The organism is Acidobacteriota bacterium, from assembly GCA_034211275.1.
In the GTDB taxonomy this organism is placed as follows: domain Bacteria; phylum Acidobacteriota; class Thermoanaerobaculia; order Multivoradales; family JAHZIX01; genus JAGQSE01.
This window is the reverse complement of sequence record JAXHTF010000124.1, coordinates 1-19,936: the sequence shown is the minus strand read 5'-3', so window position 1 is coordinate 19,936 and position 19,936 is coordinate 1. Positions and strand designations below refer to the sequence as shown.

The 19,936-nt window shown below is 66.7% G+C and carries 19 protein-coding genes; 8 read left to right on the top strand and 11 right to left on the bottom strand.

The window, feature by feature from the left end; all coding sequences use genetic code 11:
- A partial coding sequence (locus tag SX243_17365) for a zinc-binding dehydrogenase (GenBank protein MDY7094744.1) occupies positions 1–698 on the bottom strand: 698 nt, incomplete at its 3' end.
- Positions 699–706: 8 nt separating this feature from the next.
- On the bottom strand, positions 707–2,659 hold the full coding sequence (locus tag SX243_17360; GenBank protein ID MDY7094743.1) for an acyl-CoA dehydrogenase family protein: 1,953 nt from the start codon (positions 2,657–2,659) through the stop codon (positions 707–709).
- A 391-nt stretch (positions 2,660–3,050) separates the two neighbouring features.
- On the opposite strand from SX243_17360, the gene SX243_17355 reads away from it, so the two are divergent.
- The 3 genes from SX243_17355 (at position 3,051) to SX243_17345 (ending at position 7,055) form a co-directional block, all read left to right on the top strand.
- Positions 3,051–5,834: a LuxR C-terminal-related transcriptional regulator gene (locus tag SX243_17355; protein MDY7094742.1), complete on the top strand. Its 2,784-nt coding sequence runs from the start codon at positions 3,051–3,053 to the stop codon at positions 5,832–5,834.
- 111 nt (positions 5,835–5,945) lie between these two features.
- Entirely contained in the window at positions 5,946–6,539 is a 594-nt protein-coding gene (locus SX243_17350) for a porin family protein (protein MDY7094741.1), read from the top strand.
- A 150-nt stretch (positions 6,540–6,689) separates the two neighbouring features.
- Positions 6,690–7,055, top strand: coding sequence for a cupin (locus SX243_17345; GenBank protein MDY7094740.1), 366 nt, complete (start codon positions 6,690–6,692; stop codon positions 7,053–7,055).
- Position 7,056: 1 nt separating this feature from the next.
- Here SX243_17345 and SX243_17340 read toward each other — a convergent pair whose 3' ends face one another.
- From SX243_17340 to mutL, 4 genes are all read right to left on the bottom strand, one after another.
- On the bottom strand, positions 7,057–7,947 hold the full coding sequence (locus SX243_17340; GenBank protein MDY7094739.1) for an EamA family transporter: 891 nt from the start codon (positions 7,945–7,947) through the stop codon (positions 7,057–7,059).
- A 76-nt stretch (positions 7,948–8,023) separates the two neighbouring features.
- Positions 8,024–9,328 (bottom strand): asparagine--tRNA ligase, encoded by a 1,305-nt coding sequence (gene asnS, locus SX243_17335; protein MDY7094738.1) that lies wholly within the window; start codon positions 9,326–9,328, stop codon positions 8,024–8,026.
- A gap of 12 nt (positions 9,329–9,340) precedes the next feature.
- Complete coding sequence (rnc, locus tag SX243_17330) at positions 9,341–10,048, bottom strand: ribonuclease III (GenBank protein ID MDY7094737.1); 708 nt, start codon at positions 10,046–10,048, stop codon at positions 9,341–9,343.
- Between the two features lie 96 nt (positions 10,049–10,144).
- Positions 10,145–12,058, bottom strand: a complete 1,914-nt coding sequence (mutL, locus tag SX243_17325) for a DNA mismatch repair endonuclease MutL (GenBank protein MDY7094736.1) — start codon at positions 12,056–12,058, stop codon at positions 10,145–10,147.
- A 114-nt stretch (positions 12,059–12,172) separates the two neighbouring features.
- On the opposite strand from mutL, the gene SX243_17320 reads away from it, so the two are divergent.
- The 3 genes from SX243_17320 to SX243_17310 all read left to right on the top strand — a co-directional run bounded on the left by SX243_17320 (position 12,173) and on the right by SX243_17310 (position 14,146).
- Positions 12,173–13,297, top strand: coding sequence for an IPTL-CTERM sorting domain-containing protein (locus SX243_17320; GenBank protein ID MDY7094735.1), 1,125 nt, complete (start codon positions 12,173–12,175; stop codon positions 13,295–13,297).
- Between the two features lie 75 nt (positions 13,298–13,372).
- Positions 13,373–13,774 (top strand): fluoride efflux transporter CrcB, encoded by a 402-nt coding sequence (crcB, locus tag SX243_17315; protein ID MDY7094734.1) that lies wholly within the window; start codon positions 13,373–13,375, stop codon positions 13,772–13,774.
- A gap of 27 nt (positions 13,775–13,801) precedes the next feature.
- On the top strand, positions 13,802–14,146 hold the full coding sequence (locus SX243_17310; protein ID MDY7094733.1) for a DUF190 domain-containing protein: 345 nt from the start codon (positions 13,802–13,804) through the stop codon (positions 14,144–14,146).
- Between the two features lie 18 nt (positions 14,147–14,164).
- On the opposite strand, the gene SX243_17305 is transcribed toward SX243_17310, so the two are convergent.
- From SX243_17305 to SX243_17295, 3 genes are read right to left on the bottom strand one after another with little or no spacing between them, the layout of a single operon-like run.
- On the bottom strand, positions 14,165–14,392 hold the full coding sequence (locus SX243_17305; protein ID MDY7094732.1) for a hypothetical protein: 228 nt from the start codon (positions 14,390–14,392) through the stop codon (positions 14,165–14,167).
- Positions 14,389–15,009, bottom strand: coding sequence for a NapC/NirT family cytochrome c (locus SX243_17300; protein MDY7094731.1), 621 nt, complete (start codon positions 15,007–15,009; stop codon positions 14,389–14,391). The genes SX243_17305 and SX243_17300 overlap by 4 nt, the downstream gene beginning before the upstream one ends.
- A gap of 22 nt (positions 15,010–15,031) precedes the next feature.
- Positions 15,032–15,469: a cytochrome c gene (locus SX243_17295; GenBank protein ID MDY7094730.1), complete on the bottom strand. Its 438-nt coding sequence runs from the start codon at positions 15,467–15,469 to the stop codon at positions 15,032–15,034.
- Positions 15,470–15,785: 316 nt separating this feature from the next.
- Between SX243_17295 and SX243_17290 the strand changes: the two genes are divergently transcribed.
- Both SX243_17290 and SX243_17285 read left to right on the top strand, forming a co-directional pair.
- The gene (locus SX243_17290) at positions 15,786–16,694 is read left to right on the top strand and encodes a cytochrome c3 family protein (GenBank protein MDY7094729.1); all 909 of its coding nucleotides are present in this window, start codon (positions 15,786–15,788) and stop codon (positions 16,692–16,694) included.
- A gap of 10 nt (positions 16,695–16,704) precedes the next feature.
- Complete coding sequence (locus tag SX243_17285) at positions 16,705–18,615, top strand: hypothetical protein (GenBank protein MDY7094728.1); 1,911 nt, start codon at positions 16,705–16,707, stop codon at positions 18,613–18,615.
- 114 nt (positions 18,616–18,729) lie between these two features.
- Here the strand turns inward: SX243_17285 and SX243_17280 are convergent, their stop codons facing one another.
- Both SX243_17280 and SX243_17275 read right to left on the bottom strand, forming a co-directional pair.
- Entirely contained in the window at positions 18,730–19,566 is an 837-nt protein-coding gene (locus SX243_17280; protein MDY7094727.1) for a caspase family protein, read from the bottom strand.
- A gap of 21 nt (positions 19,567–19,587) precedes the next feature.
- A partial coding sequence (locus SX243_17275; protein MDY7094726.1) for a hypothetical protein occupies positions 19,588–19,936 on the bottom strand: 349 nt, incomplete at its 5' end.

Below are 19,936 nucleotides of genomic sequence, written 5' to 3'. Positions count from 1 at the left end.
ACCAGCACCAGACGGCCACGAGGGGCCAGGGCCTTGAGATTCCTCGGCAGGTGCTCGCCCCCCACCAGCTCGAGCACGACATCCGCGCCGCTACCGGCGGTGAGCTCGCGGACTCGCTGGGGAAGATCCTCACCCAGCACCACGCAGGCCTCGGCCCCGAGAGGTAAGAGCGTTTCGAGGCGGGAAAGAGTGCGGCCGGCCACCAGTACCCGGGCATCGAGGGCCTTGGCCAGCTGCACGGCGAAGCTGCCGACGCCGGAGGCGGCACCGCTGATCAAGACCGTCTCACCGGCCTCCAGACGGCCCTCGGCCACCAGGTTGGTCCATGCGGTGAGGGCGACCTCCGGCACGGCCGCGCCCTGCTCCATGGACCAGCCCTCGGGCAACGGCATCAGCTGACCTTCGGGAATGGCCACTCGCTGGGCGTGACCGCCACCGCCGAGGAGCGCCATTACCGGCCGGCCTAGCCAGTCGTCAGAAACGCCGACGCCGACCGCTGAGACGCGGCCGGCGCATTCCAAACCCGGGATGTCACTCTCCCCCGGCGGAGGCGGATACAGCCCTTGGAGCTGCATCAGGTCGACCCGATTGAGGGCCGTCGCCGCCACCTCTACCAGCACTTCCCCCGCGGCAGGTTGTGGGTCTGGGACCTGTCCCAGCCGCGGGGTTCCTTCGCTGTCGGGAAGGACGGCGAGCATCGCTACGATCAGCCCGCGGGAACGGGCTCCGCGGCTGCCGCCGGAGCGGTCTCTTCCTGAGCCGCCACCGGCTTCACCGCCCGCAGCCGCGGACGCGCTTCACCGGTCTCGGAGGCGGCGCCGTCGTCCAGCAGCTCCTCCATCCACTCCTGCTCGCCGCCGAGCACCGACTGAGCCGTCTTGTACTTCAGGCTGTCGTCGTTGCTCCACAGGTCCTTGAATAGACGCTTGATCTTGCGGCGGCTGTTGCGGCAGAAGAGATCCACCAGCTTCTGCGCCGAGCGCGCCTCCGGCGAACCGGCCTCGCGCATGGCCTGCACGCGGCAGATGGAAGCGGTCATGGCGAAGAGCTCGTCGGCGACGTCGACGATGCGGAACAGGAAGCCCTGCTTGTAGGCCAGCTTGGCCTGGTGCACCATCATGCCGTGGAAGATCTCGCGGGACAGCTTGCGGGCGCTGCGCTCGACGAAGCGCAGGTGACCGGCGTTGGCGCCGAACTCGGCGTAGCGGGGGTAGCGGCCCCAGCCCAGCCAGCGGCTCGGGTACCACCAGGCGTAGAAGGAAGCGATGCTCGGCGCCGCTTTGGCTACGTCGGACGGGGTCGGCTTGCCCTCGACCAGGGCACCAGCCACGGCGAGGTGCTTGTCCACCGCCTCCCGGGCCATGAACAGACGCATGATCTCGTCCGAGCCCTCGAAGATGCGGTTGATGCGATAGTCGCGCATCATGCGCTCCACGGGGATGGGCTCGTCACCGCGGGCCTTGAGGGACTCCTCGGTCTCGTAGCCGCGGCCACCGCGGATCTGCATGGTGTCGTCGACGATCTCCCAGCCGCGGGTGGTGTTCCACAGCTTGCAGGCGGCGGCCTCCAGGCGGATGTCGTAGTTGCCGTCGTCGGCCATGGCGGTGGCCAGGTTGGCTATGGACTCCATGGCGAAGGTGGTGGCGGCCATGTCGGCGATCTTGTGACTGATGGCCTCGTGCTTGCCCACGGCGCGGCCCCACTGGACCCGCTCCGAGCTCCACTCGCGGCAGATGCGCAGGGAAGCCTTGGCAGCGCCGACGGCGCTGTTGGGGATCGACAGGCGGCCGTCGTTGAGGGTGGTGAGGGCGATCTTCAGCCCGCGACCCTCCCGGCCGATGAGGTTCTCCGCCGGCACCCGCACGTCGGTGAAGCTGATCACCGCGTTGGCCAGGGCTCGGAGCCCCATGAAGTGACAGCGATGCTCGACCTTGACGCCGGGACTGTCCGCCTCGACCACGAAGGCACTGATCTTCTTGGTGCCGGGATGCACCGCCATCACCACCAGCAGCTTGGCCAGGGTGCCGTTGGTGCACCACAATTTGGTGCCGTTGAGGACGTATTCCGTGCCGTCCTCGCTGAGCTCGGCGGTGGTGGCCATCCGCGCCGGGTCGGAGCCGACGCCGGGCTCGGTGAGGGCAAAGGCGGAAATCTCACCGGCGGCGCAACGGGGCAGGAAGCGCTTCTTCTGGTCCTCTGATCCGAACAGCTTCAGAGGCTGGGGTACGCCGATGCTCTGGTGCGCCGACAGCAGGGCGGTGAGATTGCCGTCGGTGGAGCCCAGCAGCTCCATCACCTTCTGGTATTCATGCTGGCTGAAACCCAGACCGCCGTACTTCTTCGGAATCTTCATCCCGAACGCGCCGAGCTTGCGCAGCTCGTCGAGCACGTGCTCCGGATATTCACCGCTGACGTCGATCGCCGTGGAGTCCACCTCCTGGCGCAGGAACCGGCTCAGCTGGTCATAAAAGACCCGGAATTCCGGCCGCTCCGGCGGCTTCTCCGGGAAGGGGTGGACGAGATCCAGCCGGAAGTTGCCCATGAAAAGCTCTTTCATGAAGCTCGGGCTGGTCCACTCCGTCTGCCGGGATGCTTCGGCGACGGCGCGAGATTCTTCCTCGCTGACGTGGGGTGCGTTGTCAGAACGGTGATCAGACATGTGGGTTTCTCCCATGGAAGGTGGTTGATCGACGCTAATGCGGATTCAATACCCTTTCCTAGCTATCTTGGATCCTACCAGCCGGAGCCAAGGCTGTCGAGCGCCGCGGCGCGGCAATCCCCCATCGAGAGCACTTTCCCCACCCCTCGGCCAATCCTTCCTCTGATCCCCGGATAACGGCACTTGCGAGTATCCAAAAGAGTGCAGAAGTCTTGCGCCGCGGCGCGGCGGCCAAGGTCGTTGAAACCTTCGCCGGCGGTCTCCAGTAGAATTTGAGCAGTGCCTTGCAAGCCCCATCGCGGGCCGAGAAGAAAACGGCGGCATGCCCGGATACCTGTCCAGGTATTTTCGCCGAAGTATTTCGCTCCCCAGAACCCGACCCGACTCCGGCATGAATCAGAGCTACTCCACCGCCAGCGCGGAATATCCGGTTCTCAGCACCAAGCTCTTCGCCCCCATGCTCGGTGGCGAAACCGTGGGGCGAGACCGGCTTCTCCAGCGCCTGGACCAGGCCACGGGGCTGATCGTGGTGTCGGCGCCGGCGGGCTTCGGCAAATCGACGCTGGTGGGCGACTGGCTCCAGCAGCGCCCCTGGCCTTCGGCCTGGCTCTCCCTAGAGCCCGCCGACGGCGAGCTGCGCCGCTTCCTCGGCTATCTGGCCGGTGCCCTGGCGCAGCTCTCGGAAGCCGCCGGCGCCAGTCTCCGGCCACTGCTCAACGCCCCTCGCCTGCCGCCTCCGGAGGCCGCCCTGGTGCCGGTGATCAATGCCCTGGGAGCACAGGAGGCGGACACCGTCCTGGTGCTCGACGACTTCCACGTCATCGACAACGAAGAGGTCCACCAGCTGGTAGCCCACTGGACCCACCACTTGCCCCCCGGCTTTCGCCTGGTGATCTGCACCCGCGCGGATCCGCCTTTCTCCCTGGCGCGCCTGCGCGGCCAGGGGCGGCTCACGGAGCTGCGGGCGCGAGACCTCAGATTCTCCCCTCAGGAGAGCAGTCTCTTCCTACGCCAGGCCATGGGCTTGGACCTCCATCCCCGGCTGACCCGAGCGCTGCAGCAACGCACCGAAGGTTGGATCGCCGGCCTCCAGCTCGCCGCCCTGTCGCTGCGCGGCCAGGAGGACGCCGCCTCCTTCGTCGAGGCCTTCAGCGGCAGCCACCGCTACGTTCTCGACTACCTCACCGAGGAGGTGCTGCACCGTCAGCCGCCGGAGGTGCTGGACTTCCTGCTGCCGGTGTCGCTGCTCCAACGCTTCTGCGCCGAGCTCTGCGACGCCATGCTCGAACGGGAAAGCAGCCACCAGCTCCTGCGACAGATGGAGGCGGACAATCTCTTCCTCATCCCGCTGGACCAGAACCGGCGGTGGTTTCGCTTCCACCATCTCTTCCGGGAGCTGCTGCGCCAGACCCTGGAGAATCGTCTCGACCCCGAGGCCCGAGCTGCCCTCCACCGCCGGGCCAGCGATTGGCTGCTGGCCCAGAACCTGCCCACCGAGGCCTTGGAGCAAGCCCTGGCGGCCCGAGATCGCGGACGGGCGCTGGACATCCTGGCGCTCCACGCCGGGCCAGCCTTGGAGCGCGGCGACGCCGCCTCGGTGGCCGGCTGGTTCGAGGCGGTCCCCCAGGAGTGGGTTGAGGCGGCTCCCCAAGTGGCCCTGACTCAAGCCTTGATGCTCTTCATGACCATGCGCTGGAAAGAGCTGGCCCAGGCGAGCCCTCAGCTGGAGCGGGCGTTGGCAGAGGATCTGGAAGATCGCGTCCGCGGCAGCGCCCTTACCCTGGCAGCGTGCAGCGCTACCGTGCGCACGGAACGCGCCGAAGCCATCGCCGCCGCCCGCGGCGCTCTCGAGCTGCTGGCACCGGAGGATCGCCTGCTGCGGGCGGTGGCGGCCATCACCCTGGGCACCTCCTTGCTCGCCCAAGCGGACTACGACGCCGCCTCCGAAGCCTTCCATCAAGCCGCCGCCTACAGCCGCGCCGGCGGCGACCAGCTGGGTATCGACGCCACCAGCCACTTCTACCAGGGGCGCCTTCAGCTCCTCCAGGGGCGCACCCACGAAGCTTTGCGCATCCACCGAGAAGCAGCTGCTGAGGGTTTCGGTGAGGGGAGTTCCGGTGAAAGGGGCTCCGGTGAAGAGGGCGGCCCCATGACCTGCCTGCCGATCCTCGGCGAGGCGGAAGTGCGCTTCGAGTGGGGAGAGCTGGAGCGAGCCCAGAAGCTGGTAGAAGAGGGGCTGGCGATCAACCGAGACTGTTTTCCATTCAACGAGGTGATGGCTCGGCTGATCCTGTTGGAGGTGGCGCGGGCGCGCCGGGACTTCTCCTCCGCTCTCTCCGGTGCCGAGCTGCTGCTGGACATCCTTCGCCAGGCCTCCCTGCTGCAGTGGGAACCCCAGGCCCAAATGCACCGCCTGCGCACCATTGCCCTGCGCGCGTGCCTGGAGGATGATCCCGTAGCCTGGGAAGAGTGGCGGGAATGGATCGAGACCTCGGGGCTGCTGGACGACGACGACGTAGAGGCCAAGCTGCTGCCGGAGCTCCCCCGCACCGCCACCGTCAGCCTGGGGATTCGCTGGCTCGAACGCCGCGGCGATGCGGAACGCGCCGCCCGCTGGGCCCGGGAGCTGCGCTCCGTAGCCCGCCGGCACCGCTGGCATCGGGCGATCATCGAGAGCTGGCTACTGGAGGCCATGGCCCGCCGACACCGGGACGCCGAGGCGGTGGCTGAGCTTCTCCAGGAAGCCTTTCAGCTCGCCGAAGAAGGTCGCTTCGTACAGGTCCTTGCAGACGAAAAGGAGTGGCTCGGCGAGCTGCCGGGAGAGGTGCTCGCCCCGGCCCTGGAGAAAGTAACGCCGGCCTTTCGCCGGCGGCTGCTGGAAGCCCTGGAGATCCCTTCCACCGGGCCCTCCGGAACGCAGCTGCCGGAGCTCCTCAGCCCGCGGGAACGGGAAGTGCTGGCGGAGGTCGCTCGCGGTGGCACCAACGAGACCGTAGGCGAAGCGCTCTTCATCTCCCCCAGCACGGTGAAAAAGCATCTGGAGAATATTTATGGCAAGCTGGGAGTGCACAATCGTCAGGAGGCGGTTCACCGAGCCCAAAGTCTCGGCCTCCTCCCCGCCCCCCACGACCCAGCCCCTGACCCCATTTCCGACTCGGGATCGAGCTCCGAATAGGCCGCCGAATAGGCCAATCGGCGAATGGTCTTCGCTCCCCCCTCCTCGTAGATTGATCCTGCGACGGCTGGGAGCGGATCCTCGCCCCCAGCCCACATCGGGAGAATGATCATGACCTTCTATTCCAGAGTTTCCAGCCCTTCCAAGTTCCATCGCTTCCCTCTGCCGGCGGCCCTGGCCCTGGCGGTCCTTCTCGCTGTCTTCGCCCCTCCGGCCTCGGCCCAGCTGGCGGACCGCCAGTGGGAGCTCGGCTTCGGGGTGGGCAGCGCCAATATCGAAAGCTCCAGCGAGGAATTCGATCTCGACTTCCGGAGCGAGCTCCGCGGCGCCCTGATGGTTTCCCCCCACGTGCAGGTAGAGGCCCAGCTGATGCGCGCCGACGCTCTGCTGGACGCCACCCTCAGCGCCGCCCTGGGCAACGTGGTGATCAACTTCCAGCCGGAGAATCGCGTGTCCCCCTACGCTCTCGTGGGGCTCGGCTACTCGGAGCTCGAGGACATCAACTTCCTCGGCCTGGGGCCGGACCGGGACGAGGACGGTCTCGCCTATCAGGCGGGCTTCGGCAGCCGCTTCTTCGTCGGGGACGAGGGCCGCATGGCCATTCGGGTGGAGCTCTCCAGCCTGTGGCTCAACGACATCCCCTTCGATCAGGATCGCTTCACCAGCCTCACCGCGGGCCTGACGTGGAGCTTCGGCCAACGCTGAGGCAGAGCGCTGAGGCAGAGCGCTGAAGCAGGTCCGCTCCGGTATAGTCCGGGGCTGAGAAACCGAATCATCCCGCGCCCCGGGCGAGGCACTCTCGCCCGGGGCGCGGTTCTTCCCCCAAGACCGCAGAACCGCCTCCGGGAGACCCCCATGCCAAAGCTCATCGACGCCCCTACCGTCATCCCCGCCGCGGGCAACAAGCCGAAGAAAATCGAGGAATACCTGGGCCGCGTCAACACCGGCCAGGACGATATGAGCGTCGCCCGCATGGTCTCGCCGGAGGGCTGGAAGGAACCGGGGCAGCGGCCGGAGTTCGAGGAAACGGTAGTAGTGGTGCGAGGCTCCCTCCGCATCGAGCACGAGGAAGGCACCATGGACGTCCACGCCGGTCAAGCCGCGGTCTGCCTGCCCGGCGAGTGGGTACGCTTCAGCACCCCCGCCGCCGGCGGCGCCGAGTACCTCGCCATCTGCCGCCCGGCCTTCTCCCCGGACATCGTGCATCGGGACGAGGACTAGCCTAGCGACTCGCCAGAGCCGTCCCCAGCAGTACCACCACGGCCCCCAGCACCAGCCGCGGGGTCAGGGGCTCGCCGAGAAAGAGCGTACCCACCGCCACTGCGACCACCGGAGCCAGGTAAGCGATGAGGGAGACGCGGGTGGCGGCGAGGTGTTGGAGCAGCCAGAAATAAAGCCCGAAGACCACCGCCGAGCCCACCACCCCCAGATAGAGCACCGCCGCCAGGCTCGCTCCCGTGGGCTGCCAGGCCGGGTTGGCGGGCCACACCGCCGAGCGCTCCGTCAGCGCCCCCAGCGCTCCCAGACCTAGCGCACCGACGGCCATGGGCGGGCCCGACAGGCTGAGGGCCGGCAGGCCCCGGCCCCAACGCTTCGCCGCCACCGAGCCCAGCGCCGCCGCCACCGGCGACAGCAGCATCACCACCGCCGCCAGGCTCATCTCGGCGCCGCCGAGGGCCGCCAAGTCTTCCGAGAAGATCACCGCCACCCCGACAAAGCCCAGCACCACCCCACCGGTCCCCAACGGCCCCAGCCGCTCCCCCGGCAGGACGAAGTGGGCCAGCACGGCGACGAAGAGCGGGAAGGTGGCGAAGAGCACCGAGGCCAGGCCCGAGGGCACCCACTGCTCCGCCCAATAGACGATGCCGTAGGTGGCGACGAAGGAGAGCAGGCCGTTGATCCACCACAGCGGCCACTCCCGGGGCTCACGGCCCAGGGGAACGCCGCGGAAGCGCGCGAAGGCCAGCAGTAACGCCGCCGCCAGGGTGAAACGCAACCCGGCGCCGAGGAACGGCGGAAAACTCTCCAGGCTGAAGCGGATGGCGGCCCAGGTGGTGCCCCAGATCAGCACACAACCCAGGTAGGCACCGCCGAGCGCCCAAGGGGAAGGCATGGGCCACTCCTGTCTCTGGATCCGAGATGCCGGCAGGCGGATGGAGCCCGCGCTGAAGACTCAGATCCCGTGGGGATCAGGGATAGATCTTATTCAGCATCCGCGGATAGGGGATGGTCTCCCGCAGATGCTTGACGCCGCACATCCAGGCCACGAAGCGCTCCAACCCCATGCCGAAGCCGCTGTGGGGACAGGTGCCGTATTTGCGCACGTCCAGGTACCACTGAAAGGCCTCCACCGGCAGCTCGTGCTCGTGGATGCGCGAGAGCAGCAGATCGTGATCGTGGATGCGCTGGCTGCCGCCGATGATTTCGCCGTAGCCCTCCGGGGCGATGATGTCCAGACCCAGGGCCAGGCTCGGATCGTCGGGGTCCGGCTGCATGTAGAACGCCTTGATCGCCGCCGGATAGTGGGTGACCATCACCGGCCGCTCGTAATGAGCCGCCAGCAGGGTCTCGTGCTCAGCACCGAAATCGTCGCCGTGGGCGATGTCCTGGCCATCCTTCTGCAGAATCTCGATGGCCTCGCTGTAAGTAATGCGCGGGAACTCGCCGTCCACCGCCTCCAGCTTGCTGACGTCGCGCTCCAAAGCCTCCAGATGGTCGCGGCAATTCTCCACCACCCGGCCCACCACCTCGCGCACGAACTCCTCCGACAGGTCGCAGAGGGCGGGAAACTCCATGAACGCCACCTCCGGCTCCACCATCCAGAACTCCATCAGGTGGCGGCGGGTCTTGGACTTCTCCGCCCGGAAGGTGGGCCCGAAGCAATAAACCTTGCCGAAGGCCGCCAGCGCTGGCTCCAGATACAGCTGGCCGCTCTGGCTGAGGTACGCCGGATCGCCGAAATACTCCGTCTCGAAGAGGGTCGAGGTGCCCTCGCAAGCGGCGGGGGTGAGAATCGGCGAGTCGATGAGGGTGAACTCTCGCCGGTAAAAGAAGTCGCGAATCGCCTGCACCACCTCGCTGCGCACCGCCAGCGCCGCCCGCTGGCGGCTGGAGCGCAGCCACAGATGGCGATGGTCCATGAGGAAGGCGGTGCCGTGCTCCTTGGGGGTGATGGGGTACTCTTCGCTGATCTGGATCGGCTCGACGCCGGTGAGATGCAGCTCGTAGCCACCGGGCGCCCGGGAGTCAGCGGACACCCGGCCGGTGACGGCGAGGGTGGACTCCTGGGTCAGCTCGCCGATGCTCTCCCACACCTCCTCCGACAGCTCCTTGCGGCTGGCCACGCACTGCACCGTGCCGCTGCCGTCGCGCACCAGCAGAAAGGCGATCTTGCCGCTGGAGCGCTTATTCTCCAGCCAGCCCTGGACGCGGACTTCCTGGTCGGTGTGGTCGCCGAGATGGCGGATGGACGGAGTGGGTAATTTTTGGCTCATGGGGCGAGGATTTTAAGCGCCGCCCCCGGAGGGGTCAAGGGAAGCCAGGGCCTGGGCGGCGGCGGACTGCTCGGCCACCTTCTTGCTCCGGCCCTCGCCTCGGCCCCGAATCTCCCCTTCCAACAAGCAGTGGAAACGGAAGATTTTCTGGTGGTCGGGGCCTTCCTCCGCCACCAGGCGATACTCCGGCAGCGCCCAGCCCCGGGCCTGGGCAGCCTCCTGGAGCTCGGTCTTGGGATCCCCCGGCCCGTGGGCGGGATGCTCGCCGGCGTTGATCTCGAGCAGAGAGCGCACCACCTTCGCCGCCGCCTCCAGACCGCCGTCCAGATATACCGCTCCGAACACCGCTTCCATGGAGTCGGCGAGGAGAGAACGCTTGGCTCGGCCTCCGGAGCGCGCCTCCCCCACCCCCAGCTGCAGAGCATCCCCGAGGCCGAGGCGCCGGGCGTGGCGGGCCAGGGAGCGGGCGCTCACCAACGAGCTCTTGAGCTTCGACAGCTCACCCTCGGGCTGGTCCGGATGCTCCTCGAAGAGCCAAGTCGCCGCAACCAACCCGAGCACCGCGTCGCCCAGGAACTCCAAGCGCTCGTAGTGGCCGTCGAGGCCGCGCTCGTTGGCGAAGGACCGGTGGGTCAAGGCGCGGTCGAGAAGCGCCGGGTCGCGAAAGCGATAGCCCAACTCCTTCTCCAGCGGGGTGGCGGCGCGGCGTCCGAATACCATCTCCAAATCCTCGTCGGCTGTCTTTTCGCGGTCTACTCGGGTCCGTCTTTCAGGGGCCAGTCTTTCAGCGATTTGCCTTCGTCGGACCAGGCGGTCCTACTTGCGCCGGCCAAACCGCCGCTCCAGGTCGCCGTCGGTCATCTGCAACACGATGGGTCGGCCATGGGGGCAGGCGTAGGGCTGCTCCGCCTGGAAGAGCTCCGCCACCAGGGTCTCCATCTCCTCCGGCCGCAGCACATGGTGCATCTTCACCGCATTGCGGCAGGAAAGGCTGGCAGCTAGATTCTCCAACAGATCCCGGCGCAGCTCCTCCACCCCGCCACCACCGCCGGCGTCGGCATCCGCCGCCAGGCTCAGCAGCAGCTTCTCCGACTGCTCTTGGGTCAGCGCCGCCGGCACTTCGAGCACCGCCAGCGAATTCCCCGACAGCGGCTCGAGGCGGAAACCGCATTCCCCCAAAGAGGATGCCAGCTCCTTGAGCCGCAGCGTCTCCGCCGGCGCCAGCTCGAGCATCAGCGGCGTCACCAGCCCTTGGCTCGGTGGCGCCTGGCTGACGAGATCCCGGCGCAGCCGTTCGTAGAGAATGCGCTCGTGGGCCACGTGCTGATCCACCAAGTAAAGGCCGTCGGGACCTTCCAAGAGAATCAGCGTGCCCTTGTACTGCCCCAGGAGGCGGAACGGCCGCGCCTCGCCGGATCGGCCCGAGAGGGGAACCGGTGCCCGCTCCACCGGCGGAAAGGCGGCGGCGGCCAAGCGCGCGGCAGCTTCGGCGGCCCCGGCCCCCGGATCCGGCGGCGAGGATATGGCGGTGCCCACGCTGGTCGGCTCCCCCAGCGTCGAAGCAGAAGGGAGCACCGGAGGGTAGGAGCTCTCCGAGCCTGTGCCGGAGGCAAAGGCCGGGGCTTCGAAGGCGCCCTCGCTCCGCGACCGTTCTCCCAATCCCTGCCAGACGAAGGGGGTAGCCGGCCCCCCATCCGGGCTCCGCAGCGGCGCCCCCACCTCGCCCCGGGCTCGGCCCAACCCGGCCCGCAGCACCTCCATCAACCGTCCCAGCACCGTGGTGTCCCGGAAGCGCACCTCCGCCTTCTGCGGGTGCACGTTGACGTCTACGTCCTCGGGCGGCAGGTCCAGGAAGAGGAAGAGCGCTGGATACTTGTCGCTCCGCCACTCCTCCCGCACCGCCCGATAGAAAGTGGCCAGCACCGAGCGGTCGCGCAAGAGACGGCGGTTGACGAAGACGAAGAGACGGCGCCCCTGAGTGGTCTCCGGCGAGCCGACGAAACCGTGGATGCACTCGTCACCACCGGCGATGTCCGCCGGTAGATCCTCCAACACCGCCAGCTCCCGGGCCAGGGAGGTACCGAAGATCTGGCCAATGCGCTGACGCAGGCCCTCCGGGTCGTCGCTCACCGGCGGTGCCTCGAGCACGCTGCGGCCATCGTGGTGAACGCTGAAGCGCACGTCCGGGCGGGCCAGGGCGTAGCCTTGAATCACCTCCACCGAGCGCCGCATCTCGGTGGCCGGGGTCTTGAGGAACTTGCGCCGGGCGGGAACGTTGAAGAAGAGGGACGCCACCTCCAAGGTCGTACCGCGAGCCCGAGCCGCCGGCTCCGCCACCTTCACCCGGCCGCCCTCGATGCGCACCCGGGTCCCCTCGCCACTGGTCTCGGCGGTGAGCATTTCCACCCGCGCCACCGCCGAGATGGATGCCAGCGCTTCTCCCCGGAATCCCAGGGTGCCAATGCGCTCCAGATCCTCAAAGCTGTCGATCTTGCTGGTGGCATGGCGGTCGAAGGCCAGCAGGGCATCGTCAGCACCCAGGCCCCCGCCGTCGTCCTCCACCACGATGCGCCGTTTGCCGCCGGCCTCGAGGCGTACCGCCACCGAAGTAGCGCCGGCGTCGAGGGAGTTCTCCACCAACTCCTTGACCACCGAAGCGGGGCGTTCCACCACTTCCCCGGCGGCGATTTGGCTGATCAGGTGGTCGGAAAGGAGGTGAATCTTCGGCATCCGAGGGATTCTACCAGCCTGAAATGTCCTTTGTTGGTCGGATCTTTTCGCCTCTCCAGGGCACTTCTGATATGTTTTACAGGATTTTTCCAATCGCTATCAGAGGAGATCTCGATGTTCCACCAGTTGACGAGAACTGTGATCGTCTTCGCCCTGTTGGCAGTCCTGCTGCCCACCCCCGGTGCCCAGGCCGCCAGTGAAGCGGAGATCCAAGCGGAGATTAGCGGAATCGAAGCGGAAGCCACCGGCCCGCTGCCGGTCCGCGACCCGGACGCTCAGCAACGTGCCCAAGAGGGCATCGCCACCACCGGCCTGCTGCTCATCCCTGAATCCAGCAACGATCGGGTCATGGCCTTCGATCCCATGACCGGCGATCTCATCGACCCGGACTTCATCCCCGCCGATCCGACCAATCTCTCCACCCCCATCCAGGCCATCCTCAGCAATGACGGCATGAGCATTCTGGTCTCGGACCAGCTCGAAGACGTGGTCCAAGAGTACGACCTGGACGGCAACTACCTCGGCGTCTTCGCTCCCGCCGGCGGTGCCGACACTTCGATCCTCGACAACATCCGCGGTATCGCCCTCGACGCCAGCGGCAACCTGCTGGTCACTATCGGCAGCGGTGCCAACGCCGATGCCGTGGCGCAATTCGACACCGCCGGCATGTACCTCGGCAACTTCGTCGCCAACGGCGCCGACGGTCTCGACTCTCCCTTCGACGTGCTGCCCCGGGCTGCCGACTTCCTGGTCGGCGGCATCACCAGCGACGTCATTCACGCCTATGACGCCAGCGGCATGCCGCTGCCCCAGTTCAGCCCCATCAACACCTTCCCAGAGCAGATCGCCGAGGGTGCCGCTTCGGTGCTGGTAGCCAACTTCTCCGGCACCCAGGAAGGCGTGGTGGAGTTCTCCAACGACGGCACCAGCATCATCGGCATCTACGACCCGGCGAGCCTCGGCGGCTACCGCGGCGCCTATGAGCTGCCCAACGGAAACATCCTCACCACCAACGGCGGCGGTGTCCACGAAATCGACCGCATGGGCAATCTGGTGGAAACCAAGATCGCCAGCGTCAGCGCCCGCTTCATCACCTTCGTCGGCCCCGCCAATCCGGAGGTACCGCTGGATCCCATCATCGATGTCCCCACCCTCTCCGGTTGGGGTCTCATCGCCCTGGTGCTGGCCCTCGCGGCCTTCGGCGTGATGGCTTCCATCCGCCGCCGCGCCCGCGGCTGAACCCAGTCCCCGGTGGAGCCGATGCCGGCATCGGCTCCGCCGTCCTCACCCTTTTCCCCACTCCCGCTTGATTCCATGAGCACCAGACTCCTCGCCGTCGCCTTCGGCGGTGCGTTGGGGGCTGTGCTGCGCTACCTCGTCTCTGGCTGGGTCGAACGCTCGTCCCTCTTCGCCGGAGGACGCAACCTCGGCGGCCTCTTTCCCTGGGGTACCCTGGTGGTGAACCTCAGCGGCTGCCTCCTCCTGGGCCTGCTGGCGGGGTTGTTTCAGCGCAGATTCCTTCTCGCCCCGGACCTCCGGGCCCTACTCCTGGTGGGCGTGCTGGGCAGCTACACCACCTTCTCCACTTTCTCTCTGGAAACCCTGCGCTTGATGGAGGACGGTTCCTGGAGCCTCGCCTTGCTCAACGGCCTGGGCAGCCCACTGCTGGGGCTGGCAGGAGCCTGGATTGGAACGGCGCTGGCCCGTCTGGCCTGAGGAGCGAGCCATGAAGCTCGAAGGACTATGAAACTCGAAGAAACGGGCGTCCTGCTGCGGATTTTCATTGGCGAATCGGACCGCTGGCAGGGCCAACCCCTCTACCAGGTATTGGTCCGCCGCGCCCGCGAGGAGGGATTGGCGGGGGCTACGGTGCTCCGCGGGCTGGAAGGCTTCGGCGCCAACAGCCGGTTGCACAGCGCCAATATCCTGCGCCTCTCCCAAGATTTGCCGCTGGTAGTGGAGATCGTCGATGAGGAAGAGAAGGTCCGCGCCTTCCTACCCCAGATCGACGAGCTGGTCGGAGAGGGCTTGGTCACCCTCGAACGAGTGGAAGTGATCCTCTACCGCCGTGCCGAGGAACAGGCCTGAGACCGACGGGGGGCAGGACTAGGAGCCGCCGGAGAGCACTTCCCGGAAGTAGAGGATGATCCCGACGGCGGTGAACAGCCCGCCCCCACCGAGGAAGAGGAGGAAGCCGGCGGCATTGTTCATCCCCATGGTCACCGCTTCCAGCAGCAGGCCCACGAGGATGAAAGCGGCGGCGATCAACAATCGGCGGGGAGCCCTCTCCGGCGCCTTCGGCATGGCGGTGGTTTGACCGGTCGCTTCGCTCACAGTCCCTCCTTCGGCAGCTCTTCGCGCCACATCTCCATATCCGCCAGGTCCGCGACGTCGTGACCCAAGTCGTGGCACTCGAGGCAGGAGACCTCCCCCGCTCGCAGGTCCTCCAGCATGTCGACGTGGAAGTCGTTCTCCTCGAAGGAGCGGGCTCCGCCGTGGCAGTGCAGACACTCGCGGTTCTGATACGGCTGATAGAGCTCGATCTGCTCCGGCACGGTGCCCACGTAGTGAACCCAAAGGTGCTTGAGCCCGGCGATCTTCGCCTTCACGTCACCATACATCGTGTAGTTGGTGTGGCACGTGAAGCAGGCGTGATCCTGATCGATGCGCTTGTTCTGAAAATGTTGGGCCGGCAGGTGATCCGACGAATCCACCAGCAGGCTCTGGCCGTAGGGCTCCATCTCATGACAGGAGAGACAGAACTCCGTGGACTTGGACTTTTCCAGATGCATCTGAGTGCCCAGGGCCAAGGCCGCCCCAGGGAGGAGAAAGAAGGCCAGAAACGCCACCAACCGGCCACCGGGGCCGCCGATGAGGCGCGGGCGCAGGAGCAGCGCGGCGAGCATCGCCGCGTCCAGCACCAGGAAGAGGATCAACGCCTGGATCAACATCTGTGGAATTCGCCCACTGGCCTCAGGAGGCCGGTTTCAGCTCGGTCAACCAATTGACCAGCGTCATCAACTCTTCGTCGCTGCCGGTGAAACCCTTCTTGTGCTTGGCGCCGTCGAGCTCGATCTCGCGCTTCAGGAAGGCGGTGAACCACTCGGCGTCGTGATCTGCACCAATGGTGGAGAGATCCTTGCCCCGCAGCTTCTCGGACTTGGTCTTGGCCTCGATGCCCAGGCTGTCGATGCCATGGCATAGGTTGCACTTGGCATCCATGAACACCATGCGCCCGGGGGCGTCGGCTTCACCATCTCCTGCCGCCGCCGCGGGAGCGGCACTGCTCAAGATCAGGGCGCCGAGGACGGCAAGGAAGGCAAAGCCCAGAGACTGAGCAACGACGGTCCAAAGGTCCGCCGAGCTCCGGCGCCGATCTGCGCTGTCAGTGACTTTTCTACTCTCACTCATCGTCCATCCTCCTCGGCGGCCCGCGTCCACCCCGGGTTTGGCTGGCTGCCGGCAAACTGCATGTTGATGACTCCCGGAGGTCACGCTTGAGCATAGAGCCCTCAAGAACTCATCGCACCACCCTTTTGGGCGGGGCGAGGGCTCCCGAGCCTCTGCCAAGCTCCTACCCCTGCGGGTGTCGGCGGCGACCCCGGAAGGAGGGACAATGTTTTCGAGAATTCTACCCAGCGCCTTCGGGCGCCCGGCACGGAGTGGGACCAGCGCGTCCCAATCCGGCAGCCGGTTCACCTTCCAGTCAACCGAGGATGGGATGACGATGCGCAGACCCCTGATCCCGCTACTAGTCTTGCTCGCTGCACCCGTGGTGCTGGGAGCGGTCCTGGCCACCGCCCAGGATCTTTCTTCGAGTCCCGGCGACTCCGTGGACGGCATCTCCTGCGCCGATTGCCACGGTGAAGTCGTGGAGTCTTTCCAGGGCAATCCCCACTCAGTCTTGGGGACCGACGCCTGGGCCGACACCGGCACCTGTTCAGGCTGCCACGGCGACGGCACCGCCCATATCGAAGAAGGCGGGGGCCTCGACGTCGGCGGCCTGATCGGCTTCGGCGAGAGCACCACGGCGATGGCCGCCACCCAGGCCTGCCAGAACTGCCATGGCGACGTGCACCCGGGCTTCCAGAACACCGCCCACGCCTTCGCCGGCCTCGACTGTAGCTCCTGCCACAGCATTCACGGCAACAACCTGTCGGAAGGCCTGTTGGCCGCCTCCAAGGAAGCTTCGGTCTTCGACCGGGAGGACTTCGGCGACTCTACCGCCACCTGCGCCGGCTGTCATGGAGACATCGTCTCGCGCTTCCAATTCAACGAGCGCCACCGGCTCCAAGAAGGCATCCTCGATTGTGCCTCCTGCCATAATCCCCACGAGCCCGCCCAGCGAGTCCAGCTCGGCGGTTTCGACCAGACCTGCGTCAGCTGCCACCGCGACAAGGACGGCCCCTTCGTCTTCGAGCACGGCAGTCAGCGAGTCGAGGGTTGCGTGGCCTGTCACGATCCCCACGGTTCTCCCAATCGCCACATGCTCACCACTCAGAGCGTCGGCGAGCTGTGCTACAGCTGCCACGCCGCGGTGCCCGGATTCCACTCCCGGTTCACCCTCGACACGGTGTGCACCAACTGCCACTCGACCATCCACGGATCGAATTTCGATCCCTTCTTCCTGAACTAAGGCGAGGCCCATGATGAAGAGCAACTCCTGGCACAGCTTCTTGCTTCTATCGCTGGCGGGCGTCCTGCTGCTGGCCGCCGCCGCTCCCCTACCCGCTTCCGCCCAGAGCGGCGAGGCCCTGGAAGGCAGCTTCCTGGTGGGCTTCCGCTCGGTGGACGTCAACGGCGCTGAGCGCAAATATCGCGAAGACATCGATCTCGAGGACGGTCCGCGGCTGTTCGAGGTCCGGCTGCGCTTCCAACCGGAAAACAGCAAGGCCGTCGACCGCGTCTTCCTCAATATCGACAACTTCGGCGGCGATCCCTTCGAGACCCTGAACTTCTCGGCGCAAAAGTTCGGCGCCTACAAGCTGCGCTACAACCGCCGGGCCTCGGAGTACTTCTACGAGGACATCATCCTGCCCCACGAGCTGGCAGACGTGCGGCTGTCCAGCGGCGGTGACTTCCACCACTTCGATCTACGGCGGGTCCACGACACCGCCAAGCTGGATATCGACCTCAGCCGCGCCGCTACTCTCCGGTTCGGCTTCGACCGCTACACCCGGGTCGGTGAGAGCACCACCACCCTCGACGTCTCGCGAGACGAGTTCGAGCTGGACCGGCCCATCGACGAGTCCATGAACGACTACCGGGCGGGCTTCGAGTACGCCTGGGACAACGTCACCCTGACCCTGGAAGAGCGCTACCGCACCTACGACGGCGGTTACAACGTCTTCCTGCCGGGCTTCTCCCTGGGTGAGAACACCGATCCCGCCAGCGCATCGCTGGACTTCTTCTTCCAGGATCAACCCTACGACACCTCCAGCAACGACCACATCGCCCGCATCGTGGCCCGCCCCAACAAGAACCTGCTGATCCGCGGCGCGGTGATGTTGCAGAACCTCGAGATGGAATACGACGCTTCCGAGCGCTCCCAGGGCATCTCCTTCAGCGGTCAGCCCTTCACCACCGACGCCACCGGCTTCGGTGGGGTGGACCGGGACGCCATGTTGGCCAACCTGGACCTGGTCTATAACTTCAATCCGCGCTTCGCCTGGACCGCCCGGGTGTGGCAGCGGGATCTGGATCAAGAAGGCCGCGGCACCTTCGACGGCGATCTGGGGCTGGGGGAATGGCAGATCGAGGCCACCGGGCTCGAGACCGGCGTTCAATACCAGGTCTCGTCGGCGCTGTCGGTCTCCGGCGGCGTCCGCCACGAGACCCGCGAAGTGGACAGCGGCTTTGCCGAAGGCGCCAGCTCGCCCTCAGATCTCGAGCTGGAGAGCGAGGAGACGGATCACACCGGCTTCTTCGCCACCCTCGGCTGGCGGCCCCACAGCCGCGCCAGTCTCACCCTCACCGTCGAGGACAGCTCCTACGACGATCCCTACACCCTGGTCTCTCCCACCGAGAGTCAGAAGATTCGCCTCAACACCCGCTGGCAACTCGACGGTGGATTCCACCTCTCCGGTTCTTACCTGCTCCGGCGCGTAGACAACGACGATTCCGGCTGGGCCGCCGACACCGACCAGCTGACCCTACGCTTCGGCTATACCCAGGACGACCTCAACGTCTCCTTGGGCTATAACCGCGTGGAGCTGGACCGTACCATCGACCAGGTCGTGGTCACTCTGCCGGGCTTCGGGGGCGGTGCCGAGCTGCCCTTCCCCATCGCCTATCTGGCGGAGTCGGACTTCATCGACGGCCGGCTGCGCTGGCGCGCCAACGACCAGTGGAGCGTCGGTGGTGACCTGCGCTTCTACACCAACGACGGCTCCTTCGGTCTCACCCGAGACGATCTGCGAGCCTTTGTGGAATACGCCTTCCCCGCCGGCTACCTGGTGCGGGCGGGCTATCGGACCGTCGACTACGACGAAGACACCTTCGACTTCGACGATTACGACGCCGACATCGCGGAACTGGCAGTGGGTTATCGCTGGTAACAGCGGACCTCATCCGCGCCTACTACAGCTGTGACGAGGCGCCGGTCTTCCCTTCGGGGAGGCCGGCGCGCTTTTTTTGGCGGGACGCTCTTCAGTGCGGGCGGCAGCGGCGGCTCAGATCTCGAACGGCCGCTGGCGGTCGAAACCGCGATCCGGCTCCCCGAGCAGCACGTGGTTGGGACGCTGACTCCTCGGCATGCGGCGGCACAGCTGGTGAAAGAACTCTCCATAGTCGCCCTCGAAGTCTCCCTCCCCCCACACCCGCTTGAGCACTCCGGTGAACAGTCCGTTGAACGGTCCGTCGCTGGCAAATTGATCATCCTGGCAGCCCGCCAGGAGCCGCACGGACGCCTTGGGCTCCGGCGAGCCCTCCACCAGGCTCTCGGCAATCCCCAAGTAGAGCTCCCGGTTGGCCCGGAAGGCACGGGCGGCGACGGCGTCGGGCATGAAGCGGTAGCGGGGCGCGGACTCGACGAACATGGAATCCTCCGACTCCCCTCGGCGGCCGTAGCCGGAGGGCGTACCCCGGGTCACGGTGCCGCTGTGGCAGCTGTCGGAGATGGCCAGCACCCGCACGCCGCGGCGGAATTGGTACCACAGGCTCCCCAGCTCGTCGTCCACCAGCTGACCGTCATAGAGGCACCAGGTCTCGTCCCGCAAGTCGCTTTCATCACCGCCGATATCCGGCAGCCGGCCACCATGCCCCGCATAGGTAAGGAGAAAGAAGTCTCCCGGCTGCAGCTCCTCCGCGGCGTTGCGGATGTTCTCCAGCACCGCATCCCGGGTCGCCGCCGGAGAGAGCAAGAGAAGTGTCTCGAAGTCCTGCCGCCGCGCCAGCTCCTCCATGTCCCGGGCATCGGCTTCCGCCGCCACCAAATCACCCTCCCAGCCGCCATAGGCCAGCGGGTCGACACGGTTGAGGCCGACGTGTAGAGAAATCCCTCGGGCCATGGCTTGACTCCTTCTGGACGATTAGAGCGGCAGCAAGCGGTAGGAGGGCCGGCGGAGGACCTCGGTGCGGCGAGCCACCAGGAGAGTGTTGCCCCAGGCCCGGGACCAGAGCGGAACGGCGCGCAGCAGGCGGCGGAGGAGGCCTCTGGGGCCGGTGGGATCCGGCCGATGGAGCAAGCAGCGGCGCTCCACCATCTCCATCCCCAAGGCCTCCAGATAGCGCGCCAGCTGGAAGCTCTGGGCCACGTGCACCGCGTCGGCGTCGGGCACGTAGCCGTCGGTGAAGACCCGCGGCTCCGCCACCACGTCGAAGCGGTGACGGCGGTCGAGGAAGGAGGGGAGCTGCCGTCCCAGACGCCGCAGGGCTACC